The sequence below is a fragment of the Bacillus sp. YH3-2-B2 genome, from assembly GCF_053663335.1.
In genome coordinates this window covers 346,732-371,418 of the sequence record NZ_JBSJQE010000003.1, presented here as the reverse complement: position 1 = coordinate 371,418, position 24,687 = coordinate 346,732, and the positions used below count along the sequence as shown (strand labels likewise).

The 24,687-nt window shown below is 50.6% G+C and carries 3 protein-coding genes; all 3 read left to right on the top strand.

Annotated elements, in window-relative coordinates; all coding sequences use genetic code 11:
- The first annotated feature begins 24 nt into the window (after positions 1-24).
- The 3 genes from ACWJJX_RS11880 to ACWJJX_RS11870 are packed head-to-tail and all read left to right on the top strand — an operon-like array spanning position 25 to position 24,663.
- Positions 25-12,606 carry an SDR family NAD(P)-dependent oxidoreductase gene (locus ACWJJX_RS11880; RefSeq protein ID WP_454023001.1) on the top strand — a complete coding sequence of 4,194 codons (12,582 nt, stop codon included), beginning with the start codon at positions 25-27 and terminating at the stop codon, positions 12,604-12,606.
- 18 nt (positions 12,607-12,624) lie between these two features.
- Positions 12,625-18,921 (top strand): beta-ketoacyl synthase N-terminal-like domain-containing protein, encoded by a 6,297-nt coding sequence (locus ACWJJX_RS11875; protein ID WP_454023000.1) that lies wholly within the window; start codon positions 12,625-12,627, stop codon positions 18,919-18,921.
- A 39-nt stretch (positions 18,922-18,960) separates the two neighbouring features.
- Positions 18,961-24,663, top strand: a complete 5,703-nt coding sequence (locus tag ACWJJX_RS11870) for an SDR family NAD(P)-dependent oxidoreductase (RefSeq protein WP_454022999.1) — start codon at positions 18,961-18,963, stop codon at positions 24,661-24,663.
- The last annotated feature ends 24 nt before the right edge of the window (positions 24,664-24,687 follow it).

Sequence of the window (24,687 nt, the reverse complement as noted above, 5' to 3'; positions counted from 1 at the left end):
TTTTGTACAAGGGATGGTATCCTCATGAAATGTATTAACGAATTTTTAAGAACGGTAATAGCGGAAAAGCTGGGTGCCGAGGTGACCGAAGCAGAAGATAAAACCGCTTTTTTTACTCTTGGCGTGACGTCTCTCATCAGTGAAGAAATCATGACCATATTGCATAAAGAATTTACCGGCCTTTCTGAAACGCTGCTGTTTGAATATCCGAACATTGAGAAATTGAGTGAGTTTTTAAGTGCGCAGAAACGAAATCCCGAAAGCGTTCTTGAATTCAAAGAAACGGAGCCTGATACGGGAAGCCGGCAGGAAGAAGAAGTGCTTCCTGTACAGGCGGCTGAAAAGGTGCCTGAACCGGGAACGGACAGGAGTTCTGATATTGCGGTTATCGGAATGAGCGGGATGTTTCCGAAAGCGGAAAACCAGCATGATTTTTGGGACAATTTAATGGAAAATAAAGATTGTGTCTCCGAAATCCCTGAGGACAGATGGGACAGCTCTTATTACTCGGAAGAGAAAACGGCAGAATACGCGTCATACAGTAAATGGGGAGGTTTTATTGATCGTCCGGATCGATTTGACCCGCTGTTTTTTTCTGTTTCCCCGTGGGAAGCTGATTTAATGGACCCTCAGCAAAAATTGTATGTCACGTGCTGCTGGGAAGCGATGGAGGATGCCGGTTACGGGAACCCGGCGGCGAGGCCGACGGATCAAATCGGTGTATTCGCCGGAGTGACCTGGAATGAATATTCATTAATTGCACACGAAGAAGGTTTCCTCAAAGATCAGTATAAAGGCCCCGGCTCCTTATATTGGGGCATTCCGAACCGGGTTTCTTATTTTCTTGATCTCCATGGGCCGAGCATCGCTGTTGATACGGCGTGTTCTTCATCGCTTGTCGCCGTCCATCAGGCTTGTCAGGCCATTATGTCGGGCGACTGTGAAATGGCGCTTGCCGGAGGCGTCAACCTCAGCTTACACCCGCAAAAATACATGTTTTTAAGCCAATCGCATTTTCTGTCTTCTGAAGGAAAATGCCGCAGCTTCGGTGAAGGCGGAGACGGTTACGTGCCCGGTGAAGGCGCGGGAGCCGTTTTGTTAAAACCATTGAAAAAAGCGATTGCGGACAACGACCACATCTACGGTGTCATTAAGGGGTCCGCCACTAATCACGGCGGCAAAACGACCGGGTATACGGTGCCGAATCCGGAAGCGCACCGGGAGCTGATTTTATCCGCTATAAACAGAGCCGCGGTAAGTCCGGCGGATATCAGCTACATTGAAGCTCACGGTACCGGCACGGCACTCGGCGATCCGATTGAGATACGCGGTCTGTCTATGGCATTTGAGAAACAGACCGATGAGAAAAATGACTGCGGAATCGGCTCGGTGAAATCCAATATCGGACATTTGGAAGCGGCTGCAGGGATCGCCGGTTTAATCAAAGTGCTTTTAAGCATGAAACATGAAACGCTTCCCGCCAGTCTGCACGCCGAGGAACTGAACCGCAAGATTTCTTTTTCTGATTCGCCATTTTATGTTGTCCGAAACAATCGGCCGTGGCCGGCTGAAGGAGATAAACCGAGAATCGCCGCAATCAGTTCATTCGGCGCAGGAGGCTCTAATGCCCATCTGATCGTAGGTGCTTATCAGCCAAAACGGCAAGCGGACGGGAATACTGAGCAACAACCGCATGCCGTCGTACTAAGCGCACATTCCGAACAGCAGCTGAAAGAATATGCCGGGAAATTGAGCTCCTTTCTTGCCCGATTGGAAAACTCGCCTTCTGCCGGCGGATACAGCCTGGAAAATATCGCTGCCACCCTATTGTCAGGCAGAGAGCCTTTCTCCTTCCGGCTTGCTGTCATTGCGTCATCCCTTCCCGAGCTGAAACAGCGATTGGACGGCTTTGTGAGCGGTCACAGCGGCGGCAGGCATATTTACTTCGGAAAAGCGTCACCCGGACGGCCGGACGTTTCAGGCCAATCCGTTTCAGATCCTGAAAAATTTGCCGCGCTGTGGGTCAAAGGCCTTCAAGGTTTCAAAAAGCCGGGGACGCCGTATCAGAAAGTTCCGCTTCCTACGTATCCGTTTTTAAAGGAAACGTCCTGGCTGACCGACCAAAAAAAGCGGTATACGAAAAAGCCCCAATCTATCAAAAGGCGTGAAGCGCTGCATCCGCTGCTTGATGAGAATGTTTCATCCGCCCGGAAAGGGACGTTTCAAAAGATATTTTCCAAGGATGAATATTTCTTTAAAGATCATTTAGTGAACGAAAAATATGTGCTCCCCGGAGTCTGTCATCTTGAAATGGCGGCATACGGCGCGGCATTGTGGGGAGAACGCCCGGTCGTCTCTCTTCAAAATGTGTGGTATATGGAGCCGATTGTGACAGGGACAGACCCAAGATCCGTCATGATAGAGTTTGAAGCGGAAAAAGAGCGTATAAGCTATGTCATTAAGGAAAAAGGAGCGGACGGCACTCTCTTTTCGCAAGGAGAAGTGATTTGTAAAGAAAATGGAGCGTCGTTTGAGGCCCCGGTCTTTCAGCTTCCGGCGCCATTTGCGCAGAGAACGGAGCCGAAAGACATCTATCACTCGTTCTCTGAGGCGGGAATCGTGCAAAAAGACAGTTTTCAGGTCATCCGCGAATTCTCTTATACAGAAAGGAAAGCACTGGCCAAATTAACGCTCCCGTCACACTTGGAAGCGGATTTTAAACAGTACATCCTGCATCCGTCCTTAATGGATGGCGCTGTTCAAACTGCAATGGCGCATGTGCTGCAATTTCAAAAAGAGCCTGCGCTTATCGTACCGTTTTCCTTCGGAGAAATACAGCTGCTTAAACCGTTAGCGAAAACCGTATTTGTGCATGCGGAGGTAAAAGCGGCCTCCGTTCACCAATTTGACCTGCATATTTGTGATGAGCGCGGCGTGCTGCTGGCGGCAGTGAAAGATTTTATCATAAAAGAGGTGCAGGAAAGCGCCGGGTTTAACCAAAAAGCCGGCGTCATGCCGAAGAAAAGCCGTGAAACGGAATTGCTTATGACACCGGTTTGGAACACCGTCACCATTCCGGAAACCGGCATGTCTTTCATGCGTGAAGAAAAAATAATCGTCATCGGGGGCGGGCCGGATTTTCAGCAGGCTTTGAAAGAGATGTATTCCGATGTCCGTTTTCCGGACATCACTTCTTTGGACAGCGCGGAACAAATAGCTGAAACACTGAAAGCGCAAGGCTCTTTTCAACACATGATATGGGCGGCGCCGGATCATCCGATTCCATCCGTTTATGATGCGGATACGGCCGACGGACAGGAGCACGGGGTCATGCAGCTTTTCCGGCTGGTAAAATCGCTTCTGCTTCTGAATTTTGACACGGAACAACTATCATTGACAATCTGCACGTTTCAAGCACAGCCGATTCATGAACATGATGAGGTCAATCCGAGTCATGCAAGCATACACGGATTAGCGGGGGCGCTCGCAAAAGAATACAGCAATTGGAGCATCCGGCTTCTTGATTTGGAATCTCAAAGGGGAGACCGGCATCTTCCCGATATCTTCTCTTTACCGGCGGACCCCGAGGGAAATCCGTGGGTCTTTCGTGCAGGTCAGTGGCACCGCCAGCAATTGGCCGTCTGCCAGCCTCATGCAGGTGAGCCTTCATTATACCGGCACGGCGGGGTTTATGTGATTATCGGCGGAGCAGGCGGAATAGGAGAAGTATGGACTGAATATATGATTCAGACCTATCAGGCGAAAATTGTCTGGATCGGGAGACGGAAAAAAGATACACAGATTGAAAGAAAGCTGAAAAGACTTGCGGCTTTAGGTCCCGTACCGCAATATTTCAGCGCGGATGCTGCGGATTATGATTCTCTCAAGCGGGCGTATGACACCATTGTGAAGGAACATGGAAAGGTGCGCGGAATCATTCATTCCGCCATCGTGTTATCAGACCGGAGTTTTGCCAATATGGAAGAGGACCAGTTCCGCGCTTCACTTTCTGCAAAAACTGATGTCAGCTTGCAGATTGCCCGGGTAGCTGAAGGGGAACCGCTGGATTTCTTGCTGTTTTTCTCTTCGATGATGTCGTTTCAAAAAGCGCCGGGACAGAGCAATTATGCCGCCGGGTGCACGTTTAAAGACGCTTTTGCTAAGCGGATCTCACAAAAAGCGCCGTATGCCGTAAAGGTTGTCAATTGGGGCTTTTGGGGAAGTGTCGGCGTTGTCGCTTCAGAACAATACCGGAAACGGATGGAGCGGGACGGAATCGCTTCTATTGAGGCGCCCGAAGCGATGAAAACGCTGGAAACCCTGCTTTCGGGACCTTATGACCAGCTGGCGCTGATCAAAACGACAGATCCGGTTTTTATGAAAGATGATCTGAAAGAACAAGTAACGGTTTATCCGGAAAAGATTCCTTCCGCACTCGGACAATTAGCGGTTAACATCACGCAGAATGATGAAGCTGAGCGGGTAAAAGCATCAAATGTCATGAGCTGCATGAGAGAGATGGAATCCCTCATTGAAAAAATACTTGTATCAACCCTTTATGAGATGGGCGCAAGGCTTGATGAGACTTTGCCGTTATTTCAATCGGCTGCCGGCATAACGGAACAATACAGCAGATGGCTGAAAGAGAGCTTTGTCTTCCTGACTGAATTAGCGCTTGCTCCGGAAAAAACGGATCTAGGGGAGGTGTGGGAGGAATGGGAGCGGAAAAAAGAGACTTGGCTGCGCCGGAAAGACATGAGGGCGCATGTCAGATTGGCAGAAGAGACATTGCGTGTGCTTCCAGACATTTTAACCGGTAAGCTTCCGGCAACGGAAGTGATGTTCCCTGACTCCTCCTTCCGTCTTGTGGAAGGTATTTACCGCAATAATATCATTTCTGATTTTTTCAATGACAAGCTTGCTGACACATTGATTGCAGTTTTGCGGGAGCGTCTGGAAAAAGACCCGCAGGCGAAAATCCGCATTTTAGAAATCGGAGCCGGAACGGGCGGGACGAGCGCCGCGGTCATGAGAAAATTGAAACCGTATGAAGCGCATATTGCCGAATATTGTTTCACGGATATTTCTAAAGCATTTCTTTTACATGCAGAAGACATATTCGGTCCGGAATATCCTTATGTCACTTATAAAATATTCAACGCTGAGCAGCCGGTATCAACAGAAGCGCCGGACATCGGCACGTATGACGCGGTGATCGCGACCAATGTGCTTCATGCGACAAAAAATATCCGCTCTGCGCTGCGCCATGCGAAAGCAATGCTGCAAAAAAACGGCCAGCTGTTTATAAATGAGATCAACAGCCGCACCGTATTCAACCATGTGACGTTCGGCCTTCTTGAAGGCTGGTGGCTGTATGAGGATCATGATTTACGGATTCCGGGCTGTCCGGGGGTTGAGCCGGCCGGCTGGTCGGAAGCGCTTTCACTTGAAGGGTTCGTCCATCCTCTGTTTCCGGCTGAAGCCGCACACGACTTAGGCCAGCAGATTATAGCGGCTGAAAGTGACGGAACGGTCAGGCTTGCCCTCCCGCAGGCGTCAGAAGAAAAACCGGAGCGCCGTCCCTATGACGCAGATGGTCTTTCGGATGATACATTGCATTTCAGCTTGAGAGAAAAAAGCGTTGAACTGATGAAGAAGGTAATCGGTGAAGCGCTTAAAGTGCCGGCGCATCGTCTTTTATCCCATGAACCTTTAACCGCATACGGATTGGATTCCATACTGGTCGTCAGACTGACCAACGCGTTAAAAGACGTCTTCGGTTCTGTCAGCAGCACTTTGTTTTTTGAATATCAAACCATTGATGAGCTTGCTGATTACTTTCTGTCTTCCCGTAAAGAAGCGCTCGAGCGGCAATTCGGGAATGGACGGGCTCATTCCGAAAACGCCGGACGGATGCAGGCTCCCGCAGAAAGCGCCGCGCCGATTCCAAACGTAAGGGAACGGGGCATCACATATCTGACGGAATTAATAGGAAAAACGCTGAAGATTCCGAGCAGGAGAATGGATCCGTCGGTTTCCTTAACCGCATACGGTTTGGATTCTATTCTGGTCGTCAGGCTCACAAATGCTTTTCGTAACGTGTTTGACAAAATGACCAGCACCCTCTTTTTTGAATATCAGACGATAGAAGAAATCGCGGATTACCTGCTTCTTTCTCAGCGGGGAGCATTTATGAAAGCGATGGGTGTGCGTGAGGAGCAGCTGTCTGATCACACAGATAACCTGAATGTAATTCCTCAAAACGAGGAAGAAAGCAGGACAAACGGAGATCCCTATATCCAGGATATCGCTGTCATCGGTCTGTCAGGCCGGTATCCGGGCGCCGATCACGTTGATGAGCTGTGGGAAAATGTAAAAGCCGGCAGGCATTCTATTACAGAAGTGCCGAAAGATCGCTGGGACTGGAAAACGTTTTATAACGAGGAACGCGGAAAATGGGGGTCCATTTATTCAAAATGGGGCGGTTTCCTCGATGACATTGATAAATTTGATCCGCTGTTTTTCCGTATATCTCCCGCGGAAGCTGAAAGGATGGACCCGCAGGAAAGGTTGTTTCTGCAGACTGCTTATTCAAGCATTGAAGATGCGGGGTACACCCCGGCCACGCTTTGTGACAGCCGGAAAATCGGAGTCTTTGTCGGTGTGATGAACAGCAATTACCCGACAGTTCCCAGCGACTGGTCTATCGCAAACAGAGTATCGTTTTTGTTCAATTTTCAAGGGCCGAGTATGGCTGTGGATACAGCCTGTTCTTCTTCTTTAACAGCTGTCCATCTCGCTGCAGAAAGCCTGCGGAGCGGAATGAGTGAAACAGCGATTGCCGGCGGAGTCAATCTTATCGTTGATCCGGCTCACTATGAGCGGCTGTCCGCTTTTTCAATGCTGTCTCCCGGTGATAAATGCAAATCTTTCGGAGACAGGGCGGACGGTTTTGTTGACGGTGAAGGAGTAGGGGCGATTGTGTTAAAGCCGCTTGCTCAAGCGGAGAAAGACGGCGATCATATTTACGGCGTTATCAAAGGAAGCATGCTGAACGCAGCAGGCAGGACAAACGCTTATATGGTGCCGAATCCGAAAGCGCAGTTTGATCTGATCGCAGAGACGTTGAAACGGACAGACATTCACCCGAGAACGGTCAGTTACTTGGAAGCCCACGGAACGGGCACTGCGCTCGGTGATCCGATTGAAATCGACGGGTTAACGAAAGCTTTTCGCCTGACAACAGAAGACCGGCAGTTTTGTTCCATCGGTTCAATTAAATCAAATATCGGACATTTAGAAAGCGCTGCCGGGATTGCGGGAATCACCAAACTGCTTCTCCAATTGAAACATAAGAGGATTGCCCCTTCATTGCATGCGGCGGAATTGAATCCGAATATTGAGTTTGAGCACACTCCGTTTTTCGTACAGCAAAAAGAAACGGAATGGAAACGACCTGTCTTGAATATCACGGGTGAAATGAAGGAATATCCGAGAATTGCCGGTATTTCCTCTTTTGGAGCAGGAGGGGCAAACGCGCATGTCATCATTCAGGAATATGTGCCGTCTGACAGCCTGAAACCAAGGGAAAACGCGTCTGTTTCTCCGCAAAAACCGGCTGTTATTATTTTATCAGCGCGAAATGAGCAGCAATTGACAGAGCGCGCCCGCCAGCTTCTGGATGATGTCATAAGAAAAAAACGTTCTGACGGGGATTTGGCCAAAATCGCTTACACGCTTCAGGCGGGAAGAGAACCGATGGCTGAGCGGCTTGCATTTACGGCCGAGTCGATAGAAGAACTGAAAATGAAGCTTATGAGTTTCTCAAACGATCATATCGAACATGCTCATATCTGGCGGGGCAGGACAGCCAAACATCATTCATTGGCGGCTTCGCTCACTTCCGATGAAGATATGGCGCTTACCATAAATGCCTGGCTGAAAAAAGGGAAATACGGAAAGCTGCTTGACCTTTGGGTTAAAGGACTTGACGTCGATTGGTCAGCTCTTTATCAGCGCAACCCGGGCCGCATCAGCCTCCCGGCTTACCCTTTTGCCAAAGACCGATATTGGGTCACAAAAGCTGATGTGTCACTTGACAAAACAGGCTCAGCGGAAAGTGAGAAAGCAGCCAGACTTCACCCGCTGCTCCACGCGAATACATCGACCTTTACCGCCCAGCGCTTTACTTCTGTTTTTTCAGGGCGTGAACCGTTTTTTGCTGATCACATCGTCAATGGAAAACCGGTGCTTCCGGGCGCGGCTGCTTTAGAAATGGCCCGGGCCGCCGTTACACTTGCTGCTGAGGGCTTGCCGGGCGGGAAAGCGGGTGTCCGGCTCAAACAGATCATTTGGCTCCGTCCGGTGACGGCGCTTTCTGAAGGCGTGACGCTTCATGTAAAGCTTCAGCCGGAAGAAAACGGAGACATCGCTTTTGAAGCGTATGCCGAAGGAGAAGAGCCGCTTGTCTTTTTCCAGGGAAAGGCCGTGCTCGAAGAGACGGAGCGTGCTCCTGTACTCGATGTGGAGGCGGTTCAGGCGCGCTGCGGCGGCCGGCGCATGTCAAAGGCTGAGTGTTATGAAGCATTCGACAGCCTCGGCATCACCTACGGACCGTCTCATCAGGCGCTTGACGCCGTCTATGCCGGAAGCGGAGAAGTGCTCGCGAAGCTCACTCTTCCGCCGTCCGCCCGCGAAGAAAAGGAGCCGTTCATCCTGCATCCGAGCATGCTGGACGCCGCCCTTCAGGCTTCTATCGGTCTCGTGCTCTCAGACGGTTCCGCGTCCGGACGGCCGTTTCTGCCGTTTGCCCTCCGGGATATGCAGGTGTTTTCTGCGTGCCGGGAGACGATGTGGGCGGTGCTTTCCTCAGCGGACGGCGCCTATCATATTGAGCTGTGTGATGAAAACGGCGAGGTATGCGTCCGATTGACGGGGCTCACCGCCCGTTTTCTGGAAGAGGAAACGGAGGGAAAACCGCTCTTGCTTCAGCCAAAGTGGCAGGAATCACCGCCGGGTGAAGGCGGCGGACAAGAAGAGTCTTTCAGATACGTGACGCTGTATGGCGGAATGTACGCTGAGGACATAAACGGCGCCGTATGTGCGGCTGACGGCGAAGGTCCGATTGAAGACCGTTATGACGCCTGTGCGGCGGAGCTGTCAGCGATCGTCAAGCGTCTTATCAAAGAAAAACAGAAGGGAAAAACGCTGATCCAGCTTCTTGTCCCCGACAGGGGGGAAGACAATGTATTGGCGGGGCTGGCCGCTTTCCTGAAAACGGCTCACCTTGAACATCCGAAGCTGTACGGCCAAGTCATCCAAGCCGATCCGGACGAGTCAGCATCAGCGCTTCTTGCCAAGCTGAAAGAAAACCGGGCGCACCCTGAACAAGCGGAAATCCGTTATGAAGCCGGCAAACGTCTCGTCAGAAACTGGCGTCACCTGCCTGCGCCTCAAAGCGGCACCGTTCCGTGGAAAGACGAAGGGGTCTACCTCCTCACCGGGGGAGCGGGCGGCATCGGACTGATTTTCGCTGAAGAAATAGCCTCCCGCGTCAAAAACACCGTCCTCGTATTAACGGGGAGGGCGGAAGCGCTTGATGAAGACCGCTCCGCCCGCTTACGGCGCTTGGAAGCGACGGGTGCCCGCGTATTGTATCAACCGGTTGACGTGACAGACAGGACGGCGGTCATCGCCCTCGTCCGCGGCATACAGGAGGAGCACGGAACACTCGACGGGATCATTCACGGCGCCGGCGTGATCGCCGACAACTACATTCTGAACCAGACAGAAAACGAACGGAAGACCGTCATGGCGCCGAAGGTGAAAGGGCTTATCAATCTTGATGAAGCAGCGAAAGATGTGCGGCTGGACTTTTTCATTCTGTTTTCTTCCTTGGCGGGAGGCATGGGAAATCCGGGGCAGGCCGGTTATGCGGCAGCCAACGCATTTATGGATGTTTATGCAGCCCGCCGAAATCGTTTCGTGCGGGACAACAAGCGGAGCGGGCAGACCCTGTCCGTCAACTGGCCGCTTTGGGAAGAAGGCGGTATGCGCGTGGACAAAGAGACCGAACGGCTGATGTATGAACAGACCGGAATGAAAGCCATGCGATCGGCTTCAGGCATCCAGGCGCTGTACGCCGCTTTTGCCTCCGGAGCACACCAGGTCATCGTGGCAGAAGGCGACGAGAAACGGATTCGAAAAAACCTGATGCCTGAAGCGCCGGAACCGTCACGCAGCATTCATGTGTCAAGGAAGACCCACGTCCATCTGCCAAATAAAGTACAAGCGGAACTCAAACATATGATATCAGGCATTCTGAAGGTGAAAGAAGAAGAAATAGATGCTGAATCAGAGATGAGAGATTATGGATTTGATTCGGTTTCATTCACGCAGTTTGCAAATGAACTAAATAAAATGTATGGGCTTGAACTGACGCCGGCCGTGTTTTTTGAATACCCGACAGTCTTTAGTTTTGCCCAATACTTGCTGACGGAACATCCGGATACATTCGGCCCACAGGAAGAAACAGAAACGGAGAAACCGGTTGAGCGTAAAAAAATGAAGACGGAGCCATTCTCGATTCCGTCCCGCCTTCCTAAAACAAAAACCGCAGCTGAACCTGAAGAGCCCGTGGCGATAATCGGAATCAGCTGTGCATTTCCAATGGCTGAAAATCCGGAAATGTTTTGGGAGAATTTAGCCGGAGAAAAGGACTGCATTTCTGAAATACCGCCGGAGCGCTGGGACTGGAGACAGTATTACGGAGATCCGCAGAAAGATAAAAATGCGAGCAATGTAAAGTGGGGCGGCTTCATTGATGAAACCGCTCAATTTGATCCTTTATTTTTCGGTATTTCTCCGCATGAAGCCGAAATGATGGATCCTCAGCAAAGACTTTTAATGATGCATGTATGGAAAGCGATTGAAGATGCCGGCTGCTCTGCAAAAAGCCTGTCAGGTACAAATACAGGCATTTTTGCAGGCACGACAAACAGCGGTTACGCTCAGGAAGCTTCAAAGTTCCATATAGAGATTGAGGGTTCTTCCGCTGCCGGAACGGTTCCGTCAATCGGTCCGAACCGCATGAGCTATTTTCTGAATATACATGGGCCGAGCGAACCGATTGAAACCGCCTGTTCAAGCTCATTGGTCGCTGTTCACCGTGCGGTCAGGGCAATTCAGGCCGGAGACTGCGGCATCGCGATTGCAGGAGGCGTCAATGCTATTGTGTCGCCGGACATGCATATCAGCTTTAATAAAGCAGGAATGCTCAGTGAAGACGGGCGCTGCAAAACATTTTCCGATCAAGCGGACGGCTATGTCAGAGCTGAAGGTGCCGGCATGATTGTTTTGAAAACATTATCTGATGCGGAACGTGACGGCGACCGTATTTATGCCGTTATCCGCGGAACGGCGGAAAATCATGGCGGAAGGGCGGCTTCCCTTACATCGCCGAATCCGAAAGCGCAGACAGAAGTCATGATAAAAGCGTATCAGCAAGCGAACATCGACCCCCGTACAGTGAGTTATATTGAAGCCCACGGCACGGGAACGGCGCTCGGAGATCCGATAGAAATCAACGGACTCAAAGCGGCTTTTGCAGCGCTTTATCAGAAAGCCGGAGTAACGGCACCCGATCAGCCTCATTGCGGCCTCGGTTCCGTCAAAACGAATATCGGCCACACAGAGCTTGCCGCCGGCATGGCCGGACTTTTAAAAATTATTTTGCAGATGCAGCACAAAACGCTCGTTAAAAGTCTGCATTGTGAAGCCGTTAATCCGTATATCAGCCTCGACGGCAGCCCGTTTTATTTCGTCCGCGAAACTCAGCCGTGGAAAGCGGCGACTGATGATAGCGGAAATGAACTGCCGCGGAGAGCGGGTGTCAGCTCGTTCGGATTTGGCGGTGTTAATGCTCATGTCGTGCTCGAAGAATATGTTTCTCCTGTTGAAGAGAAACAATGGACGGCCGGTGAACTTCAGCCGTCCTTATTCATTCTCTCGGCAAAGACGGCGGAACAGCTGAAGGAACGTGCGGAACAGCTACGCAGATATTTGGAAAAGTCACATTCAGCTGACGGAGCTCTTGCGGATATCGCTTATACGCTTCAGCTTGGCCGGGATGAAATGGAAGAGCGCCTTGCCGTCATTGCTGAAACAAAAGAAGAGCTTACGAACGCGCTGAATGATTTCCTCAGCGGCAAGGAGACGGGGCAGAATTTCTTTACAGGCCGGAACAAAGCGATGAAACAGCTGTTTACAGAGATGACGGACAATGCAGAAATGAGCGGGGCCGTAGATCAATGGATTGAAGCAGGAAAGTATGCAATGCTTGCAAAATTATGGGTGCAAGGCTTGCATGTCGATTGGAATAAATTGTATTCGGACGAAAGGCCGAAAAAAGTCAGCCTGCCCGTCTATCCTTTTGCGAAAACACATTGCTGGATACCGCACAGTGTGCAGCATATAAGGCACCGGGAGACTTACGGGACTGATACGTCCCCGCTTGAGACTTATGAGCGCCTGCTTGATGAATTGGAGAAAAACGAAATAAGCATAGAAGCCGCTGTAAAAAGAACGATCGGTTTTTACAGGGATTAGCGTAATGGAGGAAACCATATGAAAGAGTTTCTGCACCGGGTTTTTTCTGACGTCAAAAATAAAAAAATGACAAAACAGGATGCGATCGGCATTTTGCGTGATTATGATATGCGGATGGGACTTCGCCAAGCGGATTCCCTTCATCCGCTTGCTCAGCAGCATATTTCCGATGAAACGGGACAGGGATTCTCGGCAGCTTTCAGCGGCCGGGAATTTTTTCTCGCTGATATTTCTTTACAGCATAAAAAGCTTATGCCTGGAGAACTTCTTTTGGAAATGGCGAGAGCTGCAGCTGTTTTGACAGTAAAGGAGACTGCGGCTGTCCGGCTGACGCATATCGTGTGGTCAAAGCCCATTCTGACTGAGGCTGAGCCGTTCCATATCGAAATCAGGCTGATACCCGCAGAGGGTGAAGCCAAAAGGTTTGAGATTTATAATCCATTTTCTGCTGATTCCAGTCATTATGATGTGTACAGCCAAGGGACGATTCAGCCAGTTGATGCTGCGCCCGGCATGCTGGATATCAGCCGCTTGATGGAAAACAGCGGTTCCCTGATGGATCAGCAGCAAATTGAAGCCATCACTCAGAACGATACCGTTCAATACAGTGAGCACATGAAAGGAATTGAGCGTATTTACGCCTCAGCAGGACGGATGCTGGCAGACATATCAATTCCATTGACAAACCAAAAAGAATCCGCCCGATTCGGCCTCCCTCCCTGTGTGATGCAAAGTGTGACAGAGGCATGCGCGCTGCTTGGCGGCAAAGAATATAAAACGCTCGCCCCGGTTTCATTGGACGAGCTTTTGTTTTATGAATCTTGTCCTGACAAGGTATGGGCCGAGATACAAGAGAAGGCGGGGAGCTTTTATATTGATTTATGTGACGGAGAAGGAAAAATATGGGCTTCCCTGTCGGGGTTGAAGCTGCAGCCTGTCATCAAGACGGGCGCTTCCGGAAAAACCAATGCCGAACACCGCAGTGAACGTTTGTATGAACAAACGCTTCTTCAGCTCAAAACGCTTTTTGGCCTGACTGCAAAAATTGCTGTTTCCAACATAGATACTGAAGAGCCGCTGGAAACTTACGGAATCGACTCAGTCACTGTGACGAAATTGAACCGCGAATTGTCTCTGCTTTTCGGTGACCTTTCCAAAACGGTTTTTTACGAATATAAGACACTGGGCTCTTTGGCAGCTCACTTTGTCACGGATTATCCGAATGAATGCCGAAAATGGACAAATGATGATGAGCACCGTTCAGGCATATCAGAACAGGTTTTGGCAAATGAAGATTTTCCGGTGCTTCCGTCGTTTACCAAGCGAAGAAAACGGCCTGCTTTTTCCAATGAGAAACAGACAAAAGAAGGGATTGCGATTATCGGAGTCAGCGGACGTTATCCGCAAGCTGAAACACTTGAAGAGTACTGGGATAACTTAGCGGCCGGAAAAGACTGTGTGACCGAAATTCCCGAAGAGCGCTGGGAAAAGGACAGGTACTACAACCCTGATCCCGAAGCGGCCGTGAAAGCAGGGAAAAGTTACAGTAAGCGGGGCGGGTTTCTGAAAGATGCCGCTTTCTTTGATCCGCTGTTTTTTCAAATTTCACCCCGTGATGCTTTGAATATGGACCCGCAGGAGCGTCTCTTTATTGAAATGTGCTGGCAGGTGCTGGAGGATGCCGGTTATACGAAGGAACAGCTTGAGAATCTGTATAACGGCCGGGTCGGCGTTTTTGCTGGCATTACGAAAAATGGGTACGGAATGTACTGGAAAAACGGCGGCACCCTGCTGCCGAAAACGTCGTTCAGTTCAGCGGCCAACAGAGTTTCCTATTTTCTTAATCTGAAAGGGCCGAGCATGCCGGTCGACACGATGTGCTCGTCTTCGCTGACTGCAATTCATGAAGCGTGTGAAAACATCCTTCGCGGCGAATGTGACATGGCGATTGCCGGCGGTGTGAATGTGTATACGCATCCTTCGGCTTATACGGAGCTCAGCGCCTATCGAATGCTTTCAAAAGACGGAACGTGCAAAAGTTTCGGTGAAGGCGGGGACGGATTTGTTCCCGGGGAAGGCGTCGGGGCCGTGCTGTTAAAGCCGCTGTCAAAAGCGATAGCTGATAAGGACCATATTTACGGGGTGATTCGCGGCACTCATATCAATCACGGCGGCAGAACAAACGGGTATACAGTGCCGAGTCCGAGCGCCCAGGCTGACGTGATTTCCGGCGCGCTTGAAAAATCAGGAATACATCCGCGGATGATCAGCTGTATCGAAGCCCACGGCACGGGCACTGAACTCGGAGATCCGATCGAAATTGACGGTTTGACCCGCGCATTTCAAACGAAAACGTCAGATAAAGGCTTTTGCGCCATCAGCTCAGTTAAATCCAATATCGGGCATTTGGAAGCCGCGGCAGGCATTGCCGGTGTAACAAAACTGCTGCTCCAGTTTCAGAAACGAAAGCTGGCCCCTTCATTACATTGCCGAAAATTGAATCCGAATATTGCATTCGACCGGACGCCGTTTGCGGTGCAGCGTGAATTGGCAGACTGGAAACGGCCGGTCATTGAGGAAAACGGAGCGCAGAAAGAGATTCCGAGAATCGCGGGAATCTCTTCTTTTGGCGCGGGCGGGGCAAATGCCCACATATTGATAGAAGAATATATTGAACCTGATAGGGAGATTTCTGAGCCATTCACAGATGAAGATCCCGCAGTCATTTTATTATCCGCCAAACAGGAGGCCAGCCTGAAGCAGCGGGCGCAGCAGCTTCTTCAAGCGGTCAGAAAAAATGACGTCACAGACCGCAGCCTCCGGGATGCGGCTTACACCCTTCAAATCGGAAGAGAAGCGATGGAAGAACGTGCGGCGTTTATCGTGACGTCGACAGAGCAGTTAGCGGAAAAACTGCAGCGTTTTATTGACGGCGGAACAGACGGCTGCTTCAGGGGAAAAAGCAAACAGTATAAAGACATTCTAGCCGTTTTTAAGGATGAAGATATGCAGGAAGCCGTCCGTAAATGGATGAAAAGAAAAAAATTCGCAAAGCTTCTGGAACTTTGGGTAAAAGGGCTGAAGATTGATTGGTCAGAGCTTTATAACGGCAGCCTGCCGCATCGCATCAGCCTTCCCGGTTATCCATTTATAAAGGATCGTTATTGGCCGGACGATGCAGCGCCGGACAATGTTCGTGATGCTGAAACACATTCTGAAACATTTCGTGAATTCCGCTTTTTACAGAAAAGCTGGGCAGAAAGCAGCCGTGTTCCGGTTAAGGAAGTGCGGGGCGTCATCGGAATAGCTGCTGATCACCAGACAGGAAATTTGGCCGTTGAGCTGTCCCGTTATTTCCCCGAGTCTGAAATCATTGACGCTGCATCACCGGAAATATCCGGGGACGCGGCCCGGTTTGGCGGTCTGATTGATGTGACGGGGTGCGGGACGGAAATCAAGCATGATGACGGCTGGATTCATCGTCTGCAGTGTCTCATTGACAACAGAAACCGCGGCCGAAAGCTTCAGCTGCTTTGTGTGACAAAGGGGCTTGAACCTTTTGCAAATGAAACGATAAATCTTTCAGGTGCAAAAAAGGCCGGATTGTACCGGATGCTCCAAAGTGAGTATAAGGATATCCGCTCGCGGCATATGGATGCAGAACGGACTGCCGAAGATCCCGAGCTGGCAAACCAGATCGCAGAGGAGTTTTTTCGCGATTCTGCAGACATCGAAGTGTGTTACCGAAACGATGTGCGCTATCACGCGCGGTTAAAGGAAACAAACAGCTTAGCTGAAAAAGAATTTTCATTTCCGAAAGACCATGTGCTCTGGATCACCGGAGGGACCCGGGGACTCGGATATTTATTCGCCCGGCATTTTGCCGAACGTTACGGAGTCACGAAACTCGTGCTTACCGGAAAAGAAACAATGCCTCCGAAAGCGGAGTGGGATGATCATATCAAACGGAATTCCCCGTTTTCCGATAAAGTGAGAAGAATCAGAGAGCTCGAACAAAAAGGTGTCCGGACGGAAGTGCTGACTGTATCTTCCGGTCCTGAATATGAGCAGGCCGTCAGCCGGGTGAAAGAGAAGATGGGGCCGATAGGAGGCGTGATACACGCAGCGGGAGCCGTAGATCTCGATCATCCAGCCTTTATCCGCAAAACGAGAGAACAGATGATGCCAGTGCTTGAACCTAAAACAGACGGACTGGACCTTTTGTATCAAGCGCTGCACAAGGAGCCTCTCCGATTTTTTGCGCTGTTTTCTTCAGTGTCCGGCGTGATGCCCGAATTAGGAGCGGGACAAAGCGATTATGCCATGGCTAACGCCTATATGGATTATTTTGCGGCCGCAAAAGGTTTTCCGGTGCTGAGCATCCAATGGCCGAGCTGGAAAGAAACGGGTATGGGCGAATCAAAAAGCCGGGCCTATCTGAAAAGCGGTTTAAAGAGCATCACTGACAGAGAAGGGCTGAGTCTGTTTGATGCCGTTATGGCAGGCGATTGCGGATCTGTTATTATGCCGGCCGTCATTCACCCGGAAAAATGGGAGCCCGACCGTCTGATGCTTTCAACCGGCCTTACCGAAACAAAGCAGCATGTACAGGGTGAGACAGAAAGCGTAGAGGAGTGGCTGACGGGCATTTGCTGCCGGGAATTAAGACTGGAGCCGTCAAGATTTGAATCTGATACACCGTTTCAAGATTACGGAGCCGATTCCATCATGCTTGCCCAAGTGTCCAGAGCGATCGGAAAGAGGATCAAAGCTGACCTTGACCCGGCGGTGCTGTATGAATACCCTACGGTTGCTGCGCTGGCGGGATGGCTTGAAACAGCATATCCGGAAATCAAAGCTGCCGTTTCAAAACCGGTTCAGCCTGTAATCCCGGACGTTCCCAAACAAACAGCAGCCGCTGTCATTCAGCCTTCTGGCGCTGCAGCGGCGCAAGACATCGCTGTTGTCGGAATGTCCTGCCGTTTTCCGGGAGCTGAATCAATTGAAGCTTATTGGAAGCTGCTGTCTGAAGGAACGTCGGCCATTCAAAGGGTGCCGAAAGAGCGCTGGAAAACGGAGAAGGCGGATTATGCGGGCCTTTTAAAAAATGTAACGCATTTTGACCCGGAGTTTTTCCTTATTCCCGAAGAAGACATCAAGGCAATGGATATCCAGTCCTTTCTTATATTAGAAGAGGCGCTTCATCTGTTCAGAGACAGCGGTTACTCTTTACAAGAAATGAAAGGCAGGTCAGCCGGTGTCTATTTAGGAGGACGCGGCGGCAGTATGCCTGACGAAAACCGTCTGAAGCATGCAAAAAATCCGATAGTCGCCGCCGGCCCGAATTACTTGGCGGCCAATCTTTCTCAGTTCTTTGATTTGAAGGGGCCGAGTCTCGTTTTGGATACGGCCTGTTCTTCAGCGCTTGTCGGTATGAATATGGCGATACAGGCGCTTTCTTGCGGTGAAATCGACTCAGCGGTGGTCGGGGGAGTCAGTCTGCTGGAATCCGGTCAAACCCACCGGATGTTCGAACTTCGCAATCTGTTAAGCGAAGAGCCTGCGTTTCATATTTTTGACCGCCGCACCGGAGGCATCGTATTGGGAGAAGGCGTCGGAATGGTGTATTTAAAAACAGCGGCCCAGGCTGTAAAAGACGGGGACCGGATTCATGCGGTCATTAAAGGCATTTCCGTAAACAATGACGGCAGAACCGCGGGGCCTGCCACACCGAATATACAGGCGCAGAAAGAAGTGATGGCCAAGGCGCTTGCCAAAAGCGGCAGAAAAGCGGAGGATATCAGCTACATTGAAGCAAACGGTTCAGGCTCTGAAGTAACCGACCTTTTGGAACTGAGGGCGATTGAAGCGGTGTACCGTATGCAAAACAGCGCGCCTTGCGAATTGGGGTCGATGAAGCCGAATATCGGACACCCGTTATGCGCTGAAGGGATTGCCGGATTCATTAAAACAGTGCTTATGCTCTCGCGCCGAATGCGTGTGCCTTTCCTTTCGGGCAAAGAGCCGATGACGCATTACGATCTGTCCGCCTCGCCGTTTTATTTTTCGCACGTTCTGCGTGAATGGACGGATTCACCGCGGATTGCCGCCGTCAGCAGTTTCGCTGACGGAGGGACGAATGCTCATGTCATAGTGGAAGCCTGGGAGCAGGAGGCGTACACCCCGGTTAGAAAGCCTTTGCCGAGACAGGAATTAAAACGCCGGCCCATCCGTCCGGACAAAACCGAAAGTCTGCATGAAAACGCACATAAGTCCCGCCCGAATACGTTTTGGAAACAAATGAAGACTTACTGATTGCGCTGAAAATTGAACGTCGATATGGAGGAAGTTCATATGCAAGAGCAGCTTCTTATTAACAATCAGCATCCCGTTCTGAAACATCATAAAGCCTATGGAAAGGAACTGCTGCCGGGTCTGGCTTATATTGACCTGATCTATCAGACTTTCAGAGAAAACGGTTTTTTTCATGCCGGCCTTGAACTCAGGCACTTATCGATTTTTCACCCTTTAGCTCCTGAACAGGGAGAAACAATCCTGCTTTCTGTTGACTGTACAGAGAACGGTGAAGGGCAATGGAAGGTAGAGGTGAAAGGGCAAAAACAAGGTGACGAAGCAGCAGAGACAAAGATATATGCCGCGGCGCAAATGCATTCCGTCAAGCCCGCCGGCTTCCAAGAGAGCGTCCGGATGGATGCCGTAAAACAAACGGCGGCAGAAATACCGCTTGAGGACATTTACGCGGAATGCAGGGATCAAGAACTGGTTCATTCAGGAATGATGAAAGGCTGCGGAAGCGTCTACCAGACTGAAAAAGAGATTTATATTGATCTGTCGGTGCAAAAGGATCAGCTGGAACATGCAGGAGAGGCGATGTTTCATCCCGCATTGATAGATGCGAGCAGCATCGGCTCCAATGTATATCTCGCTCCTTTGACGAGGGAGGAGGGGCAATTATTTCTGCCGCTGTTTTATGAATCGTTTTATTGCGCCGAATTGCTGCAGACGACATGTATCACCAAGATAAAAAAAGAATCCGTCACCCGTAAGAAAGATCTCGTTTACGTGACAATGGAGTTTTTCAATGAGGAAGGCAGAAAAGTCGGCGAACTGAAAAACTTCGCCAATAAACGGGTGAGGGACCCGGAACTGATCAATCAGAAACGGCAAAAGAAAGAACTTGACGGGCGGAATGCCGTCCCGGCTCCGCCAGCGGAACCGGCGCCTTCCGCTGGCCTTACTGAACAGTGCATCTTTTATTTAAAAGAATTGCTTGCCGCCCGATTGAACAAACCTGTGAAAGAGATCGACCCGGATATCGGCTACTATGAAATGGGGCTGGATTCTCCGGGGCTGTTGGACATGGTAAAGGAAATTGAACGAAAAATCGGAACGCAGCTTCTGCCGACGCTGTTATTTGAATACACGACAATCACGGAATTGGCGGGGTATTTGTGCGAACATTACGGAGCCGGCTTCGGCCGTGCTCAAAGCGGGCATTCAAATGCTGAACCTTTGCACAGGGAAAAAAAGAGGACGACCCAAATCCGTGTGAAAAAATCGGCGTCAGCCGGAACGCAGAATGGAGATATTGCGATTGTCGGGATGGCGGGACGGTACCCCGGCGCCAAAAATCTTCGTGAATTCTGGACAAATTTAAAAAATGGAGAAAACAGCGTAACGGAAGTGCCTCGTTCCCGCTGGGATACGAGGAAATATGAGCATTTGCGATCGCCGTCCGGCAAGCCGATTTCCAAATGGGGCGGTTTTATAGACGATCCGGATTGTTTTGATGCGAAATTTTTCCGGATTTCTCCGCGGGAGGCAGAAGCTAAAGATCCGCAAGAACGATTGTTTTTAGAAACATGCTGGGAAACGATTGAGGATGCGGGCTACACCCCGGAAACAATCGTTCAGCCGAAAGGGCCGAATAAGAGAATGAACGTCGGTGTGTTTGCCGGGGTGATGCATATGGATTATTCTCTCGCCGGCGCTGAAGCTGCGGCCAAAGGGCTGGTCTTTCCTTATCCTTTGAACTATGCGCCGATCGCAAACCGGGTTTCATATTTCTGCAATTTTCACGGGCCGAGCATGGCGGTTGACACGGTGTGTTCGTCATCTCTGACGGCCGTCCATATGGCGGCGGAAAGTCTGAGACGGGGTGAATGTGAAGCAGCTCTTGCCGGAGGCGTCAATTTATCATTGCACCCGACAAAATATATCACATACGGCTTGATGGATATGCATTCGAGTGACGGGCTGTGCCGCACGTTCGGCGAAGGCGGCACAGGCTATGTCTCAGCTGACGGCATCGGGGCCGTGCTGCTGAAGCCGCTTCACAAAGCCGAAGAAGATAAGGATCATATTTATGCGGTGATAAAAGGCAGCGCCGTCAATCACGTGGGAACCGTCAGCGGGATTACCGTGCCGAGCCCCGTGGCGCAGGGGGATATGATAGCCGAATGTCTTGAAAAGACGGGGATCGATCCCCGGACGATTTCTTATGTGGAAGCGCACGGAACCGGAACTTCTTTAGGAGATCCGATTGAAATACAAGGTCTTGTTAAAGCTTACCGCACGTTTACGGAGGATCGGCAATTTTGTGCGATCGGTTCCGTTAAATCGAATATCGGACATGCGGAATCAGCCGCCGGGATCAGCGGGCTTCATAAAACGGTTTTGCAGCTGTTTCACAAAACGCTTGTCCCTTCTTTGCACTCAGAGACGATTAATCCGTATCTCCGTTTAGAGGACTCGCCATTTTACGTGCAGCAAAAAACCGAGTCATGGAAAAAGCCGGCGTATACAGAGAACGGCAGTGAACATTCCTGTCCGAGACGCGCAGGCATCAGTTCATTCGGGGCGACGGGTTCAAACGTTCATCTCATTTTAGAAGAGTACAGGCCCAAAAACCCCGGCATTACGGAGAATCAAGAGAGACCGTATATCGTGCCTCTATCAGCGAAAAATCCGGAGCGGCTGAAGGAATACGCTGCCCGCCTGCTGATGTTTCTCAAAGATAAAGCGGTTGAAGGAAGCGGGCCGCTTCATGACAAAACAGATACAATGCAAAATCAGTTGGAAAATGTGCTGCGCGGTGCTCTGGCCGAAGTTCTGCATGTAGAGGCCGGCTCGGTAGATGGTGAACAGGATTGGAAGGAATTCGGCTTGGATGTCATGCAGCTGACACAGTTTTCTGAGCGGCTGACGGATCAATACGGGCTGGCAATAGACATGACTGATCTCATACAGCATACTTCCGTCCGGACTTTGGCAGAATGTCTGACAAACGATGAGAAACATAAGAATCTTCTTTCCGGTCTTTTCGGTCAGTCCGGCTTAGAGAAGCAGCCTGAAGAACCTTTTTCCCTGCGGTCACTGGCATATACGCTGCAAACGGGACGGCTGGCAATGGAAGAACGGCTTGTTTTTTTAGTGAACGATCAAGCGGACCTGGTCAGGAAATTAACCGAATTTACAGAACGAAAACGGCAGATTGACGGCTGCTTTCAAGGGCGGTCTGATAGCGGAGCGGAATTCAGGGGTTTCCTGAATGATGATCAAGATACGGAGGAGCTGATCCGAAAATGGACGGACAGCGGCACTTACAAAAAACTTGCGGAGCTGTGGTCAAAAGGATTTGAGATAGACTGGACGCGGCTGTATCAGGAGGAGAAGCCGCGCCGGATGAGTCTGCCGACGTATCCGTTTGCAAAGGAACGCTATTGGATACCGGAGCCCGATCATCCCGTCACTTCCGTAAATACAGAAAGCAGGCTTCACCCGCTGCTTCACCGCAATACATCAGATTTGTTAGAACAAAAATTCAGCACGGTACTGAACGGAGATGAATTCTTCTTAGCCGATCATATCGTCCGAAACAAGCGTGTTCTCCCCGGGGCGGCTTATCTTGAAATGGCGAGAGCCGCGGCTGAACTGGCTGCCGCGCCGTTAGCCGCTGAATACACGGCTAAAACCGGCATTTCGCTGCGGTATATCAGCTGGATACGCCAGGCCGTTCATAAAAAAGAGCCGCTGCGTATGACGACAGGTCTTTCCTTAGAGGATAACGGCAATGTTTCATTTCAAGTGTACAGCAATGAAAACGATTCAGACATTTATTGTGAAGGCAGTGCTGTGATTGAGCCGCTGTCTGAGGCGCCGGTTTTGCATATTGAACAGCTGAAAGCGCGATGCCGCAAAAAAGTGCTGTCAAAGGAAGACTGCTATGCGGCATTTGCAAAGGCGGAAATTGTATACGGACCTTCACATCAAGGAATTGATCACATTTATTGCGGGGAAAAAGAAGCCTTGGCTAGATTGGTGCTCCCTGCTTCCGTTTGTGATGAGGCCGAACAGTTTGTGCTCCATCCGAGTCTGATAGATTCCGCTTTTCAGGCGGCCATCGGCGTTATGAATGAAGATAAAGCGGGTTATCCGGAGCAGCCGTTAATGCCTTTTGAATTGCATGAACTGACCGTTTTTCATCCGTGCAGTCCAAACATGTGGGCGGCCGTGTTTGTGACGCATGAAACACCGGCCGTGCGAAGAATGGACATTGATATATGTGATGAACGCGGCAATGTGTGTGTAAGAATAAAAGGATTTTCTGCCCGGATAGCCGAAAGTGCGCCGGCCGTAACCGATAATAAGCAATACGATCTGCCGGGTGACCTTACCGGAGCCGTCAAACTGATGCAGGTATGGGACGCTGAACCGATAGACAACCAAACCGGCTTCCCCATTTCTGAAGCAAAAGCTGTCATCATAGGCGGTACAGACGGGCAGGCGGACGCGGTTTTACGATTGTTTCCTAAAGCTGTGCGATTTGATAGCAGCCAAAGTGCTTCCGTTGAAGTGATATCCGATCGGCTCCGCCGTGTCGGTGAGATTCAGCATATGATCTGGTTTGCCCCTCAGCCGGCTGATTCTTACATCCATGATCAAAAAAGCGGGGTGCTGCAAATTTTCAGAGCGGCCAAAGCTCTTATCGGTCTCGGGTATGGAAAAGAGCAGCTCGGGATGACGGTGATTACGCACCAAGCACAGCCTATCACCCAATATGATGAGGTGCGTCCCGCTCATTCCAGTGTGCACGGTTTCGTCGGGTCTCTCGCAAAAGAACATCCGAGCTGGCACATCCGTCTGGTCGATCTTGAAGACGGGGGGGATTTCCCCGCAGAAGACATATTCAGCCTGCCCCGCGACCGTACGGGTAAAGCATGGGTGCGCAGACATCAGGAATGGCACCGGCCTCAATTGCTTCCGGTCCAAAGCGGGCCGTCTGAAAGTGTTCCTTACCGATATGGAGGCGTATATGTCATCATCGGCGGTGCGGGAGGCATCGGCGAGGTTTGGACAGATTATATGGTGACGACGTATAAAGCCCGAGTCGTCTGGATCGGGAGGCGGCCGCTGGACAGCCGGATACGCCAAAAAATAGACCGGTACCGGCCATCAGGCCCCGCTCCCGAATATATAGCCGCAGATGCTTCTGATCTTCCATCGCTTCAGCGCGCCTATGAACAGATTAAAAACACATACGGCACCATCAGCGGCGTCGTTCATTCAGCGATGGTATTTGCGAATGAAAGCGTAAAAGATATGGAAGAATCACAGTTTCACGCCGGCCTTGCGGCGAAAGTGGATATTTCCGTCAACATTGCCGAAGCATTTGCGAAAGAGTCTTTGGACTTTATTCTCTTTTTCTCTTCGGTTATTTCATATATTAAGAATCCGAATCAAAGTCATTATGCGGCGGGGTGCGCATTTAAAGACGCATTTGCCCATGAGCTTTCCGGACGGCTGTCATGCCCGGTCAAAGTGATGAACTGGGGGTATTGGGAGCGGGCTGACAATCACATTTCTGAAGAGTTTGACAGACTGAGTGCAATCGGTCTCGGACTGATCAGCCGGGCGGAAGGGATGCAGGCGCTGGAAACTCTGCTGACGCAGCCGATCTCCCGCATGGGGCTGATGAAGCTGACCAAGCCGATTCCGATCGAGGGAATGAACCCTCATGAATTTGTGACTATCTGATTGCCTGTCAAAATGACGGAGCAA

Excerpts from the sequence above, each read along its gene's own strand:
- ACWJJX_RS11880 (WP_454023001.1), top strand. The coding sequence starts at position 25 with ATGAAATGTATTAACGAATTTTTAAGAACGGTAATAGCGGAAAAGCTG.
- ACWJJX_RS11875 (WP_454023000.1), top strand. The coding sequence starts at position 12,625 with ATGAAAGAGTTTCTGCACCGGGTTTTTTCTGACGTCAAAAATAAAAAA.
- ACWJJX_RS11870 (WP_454022999.1), top strand. The coding sequence starts at position 18,961 with ATGCAAGAGCAGCTTCTTATTAACAATCAGCATCCCGTTCTGAAACAT.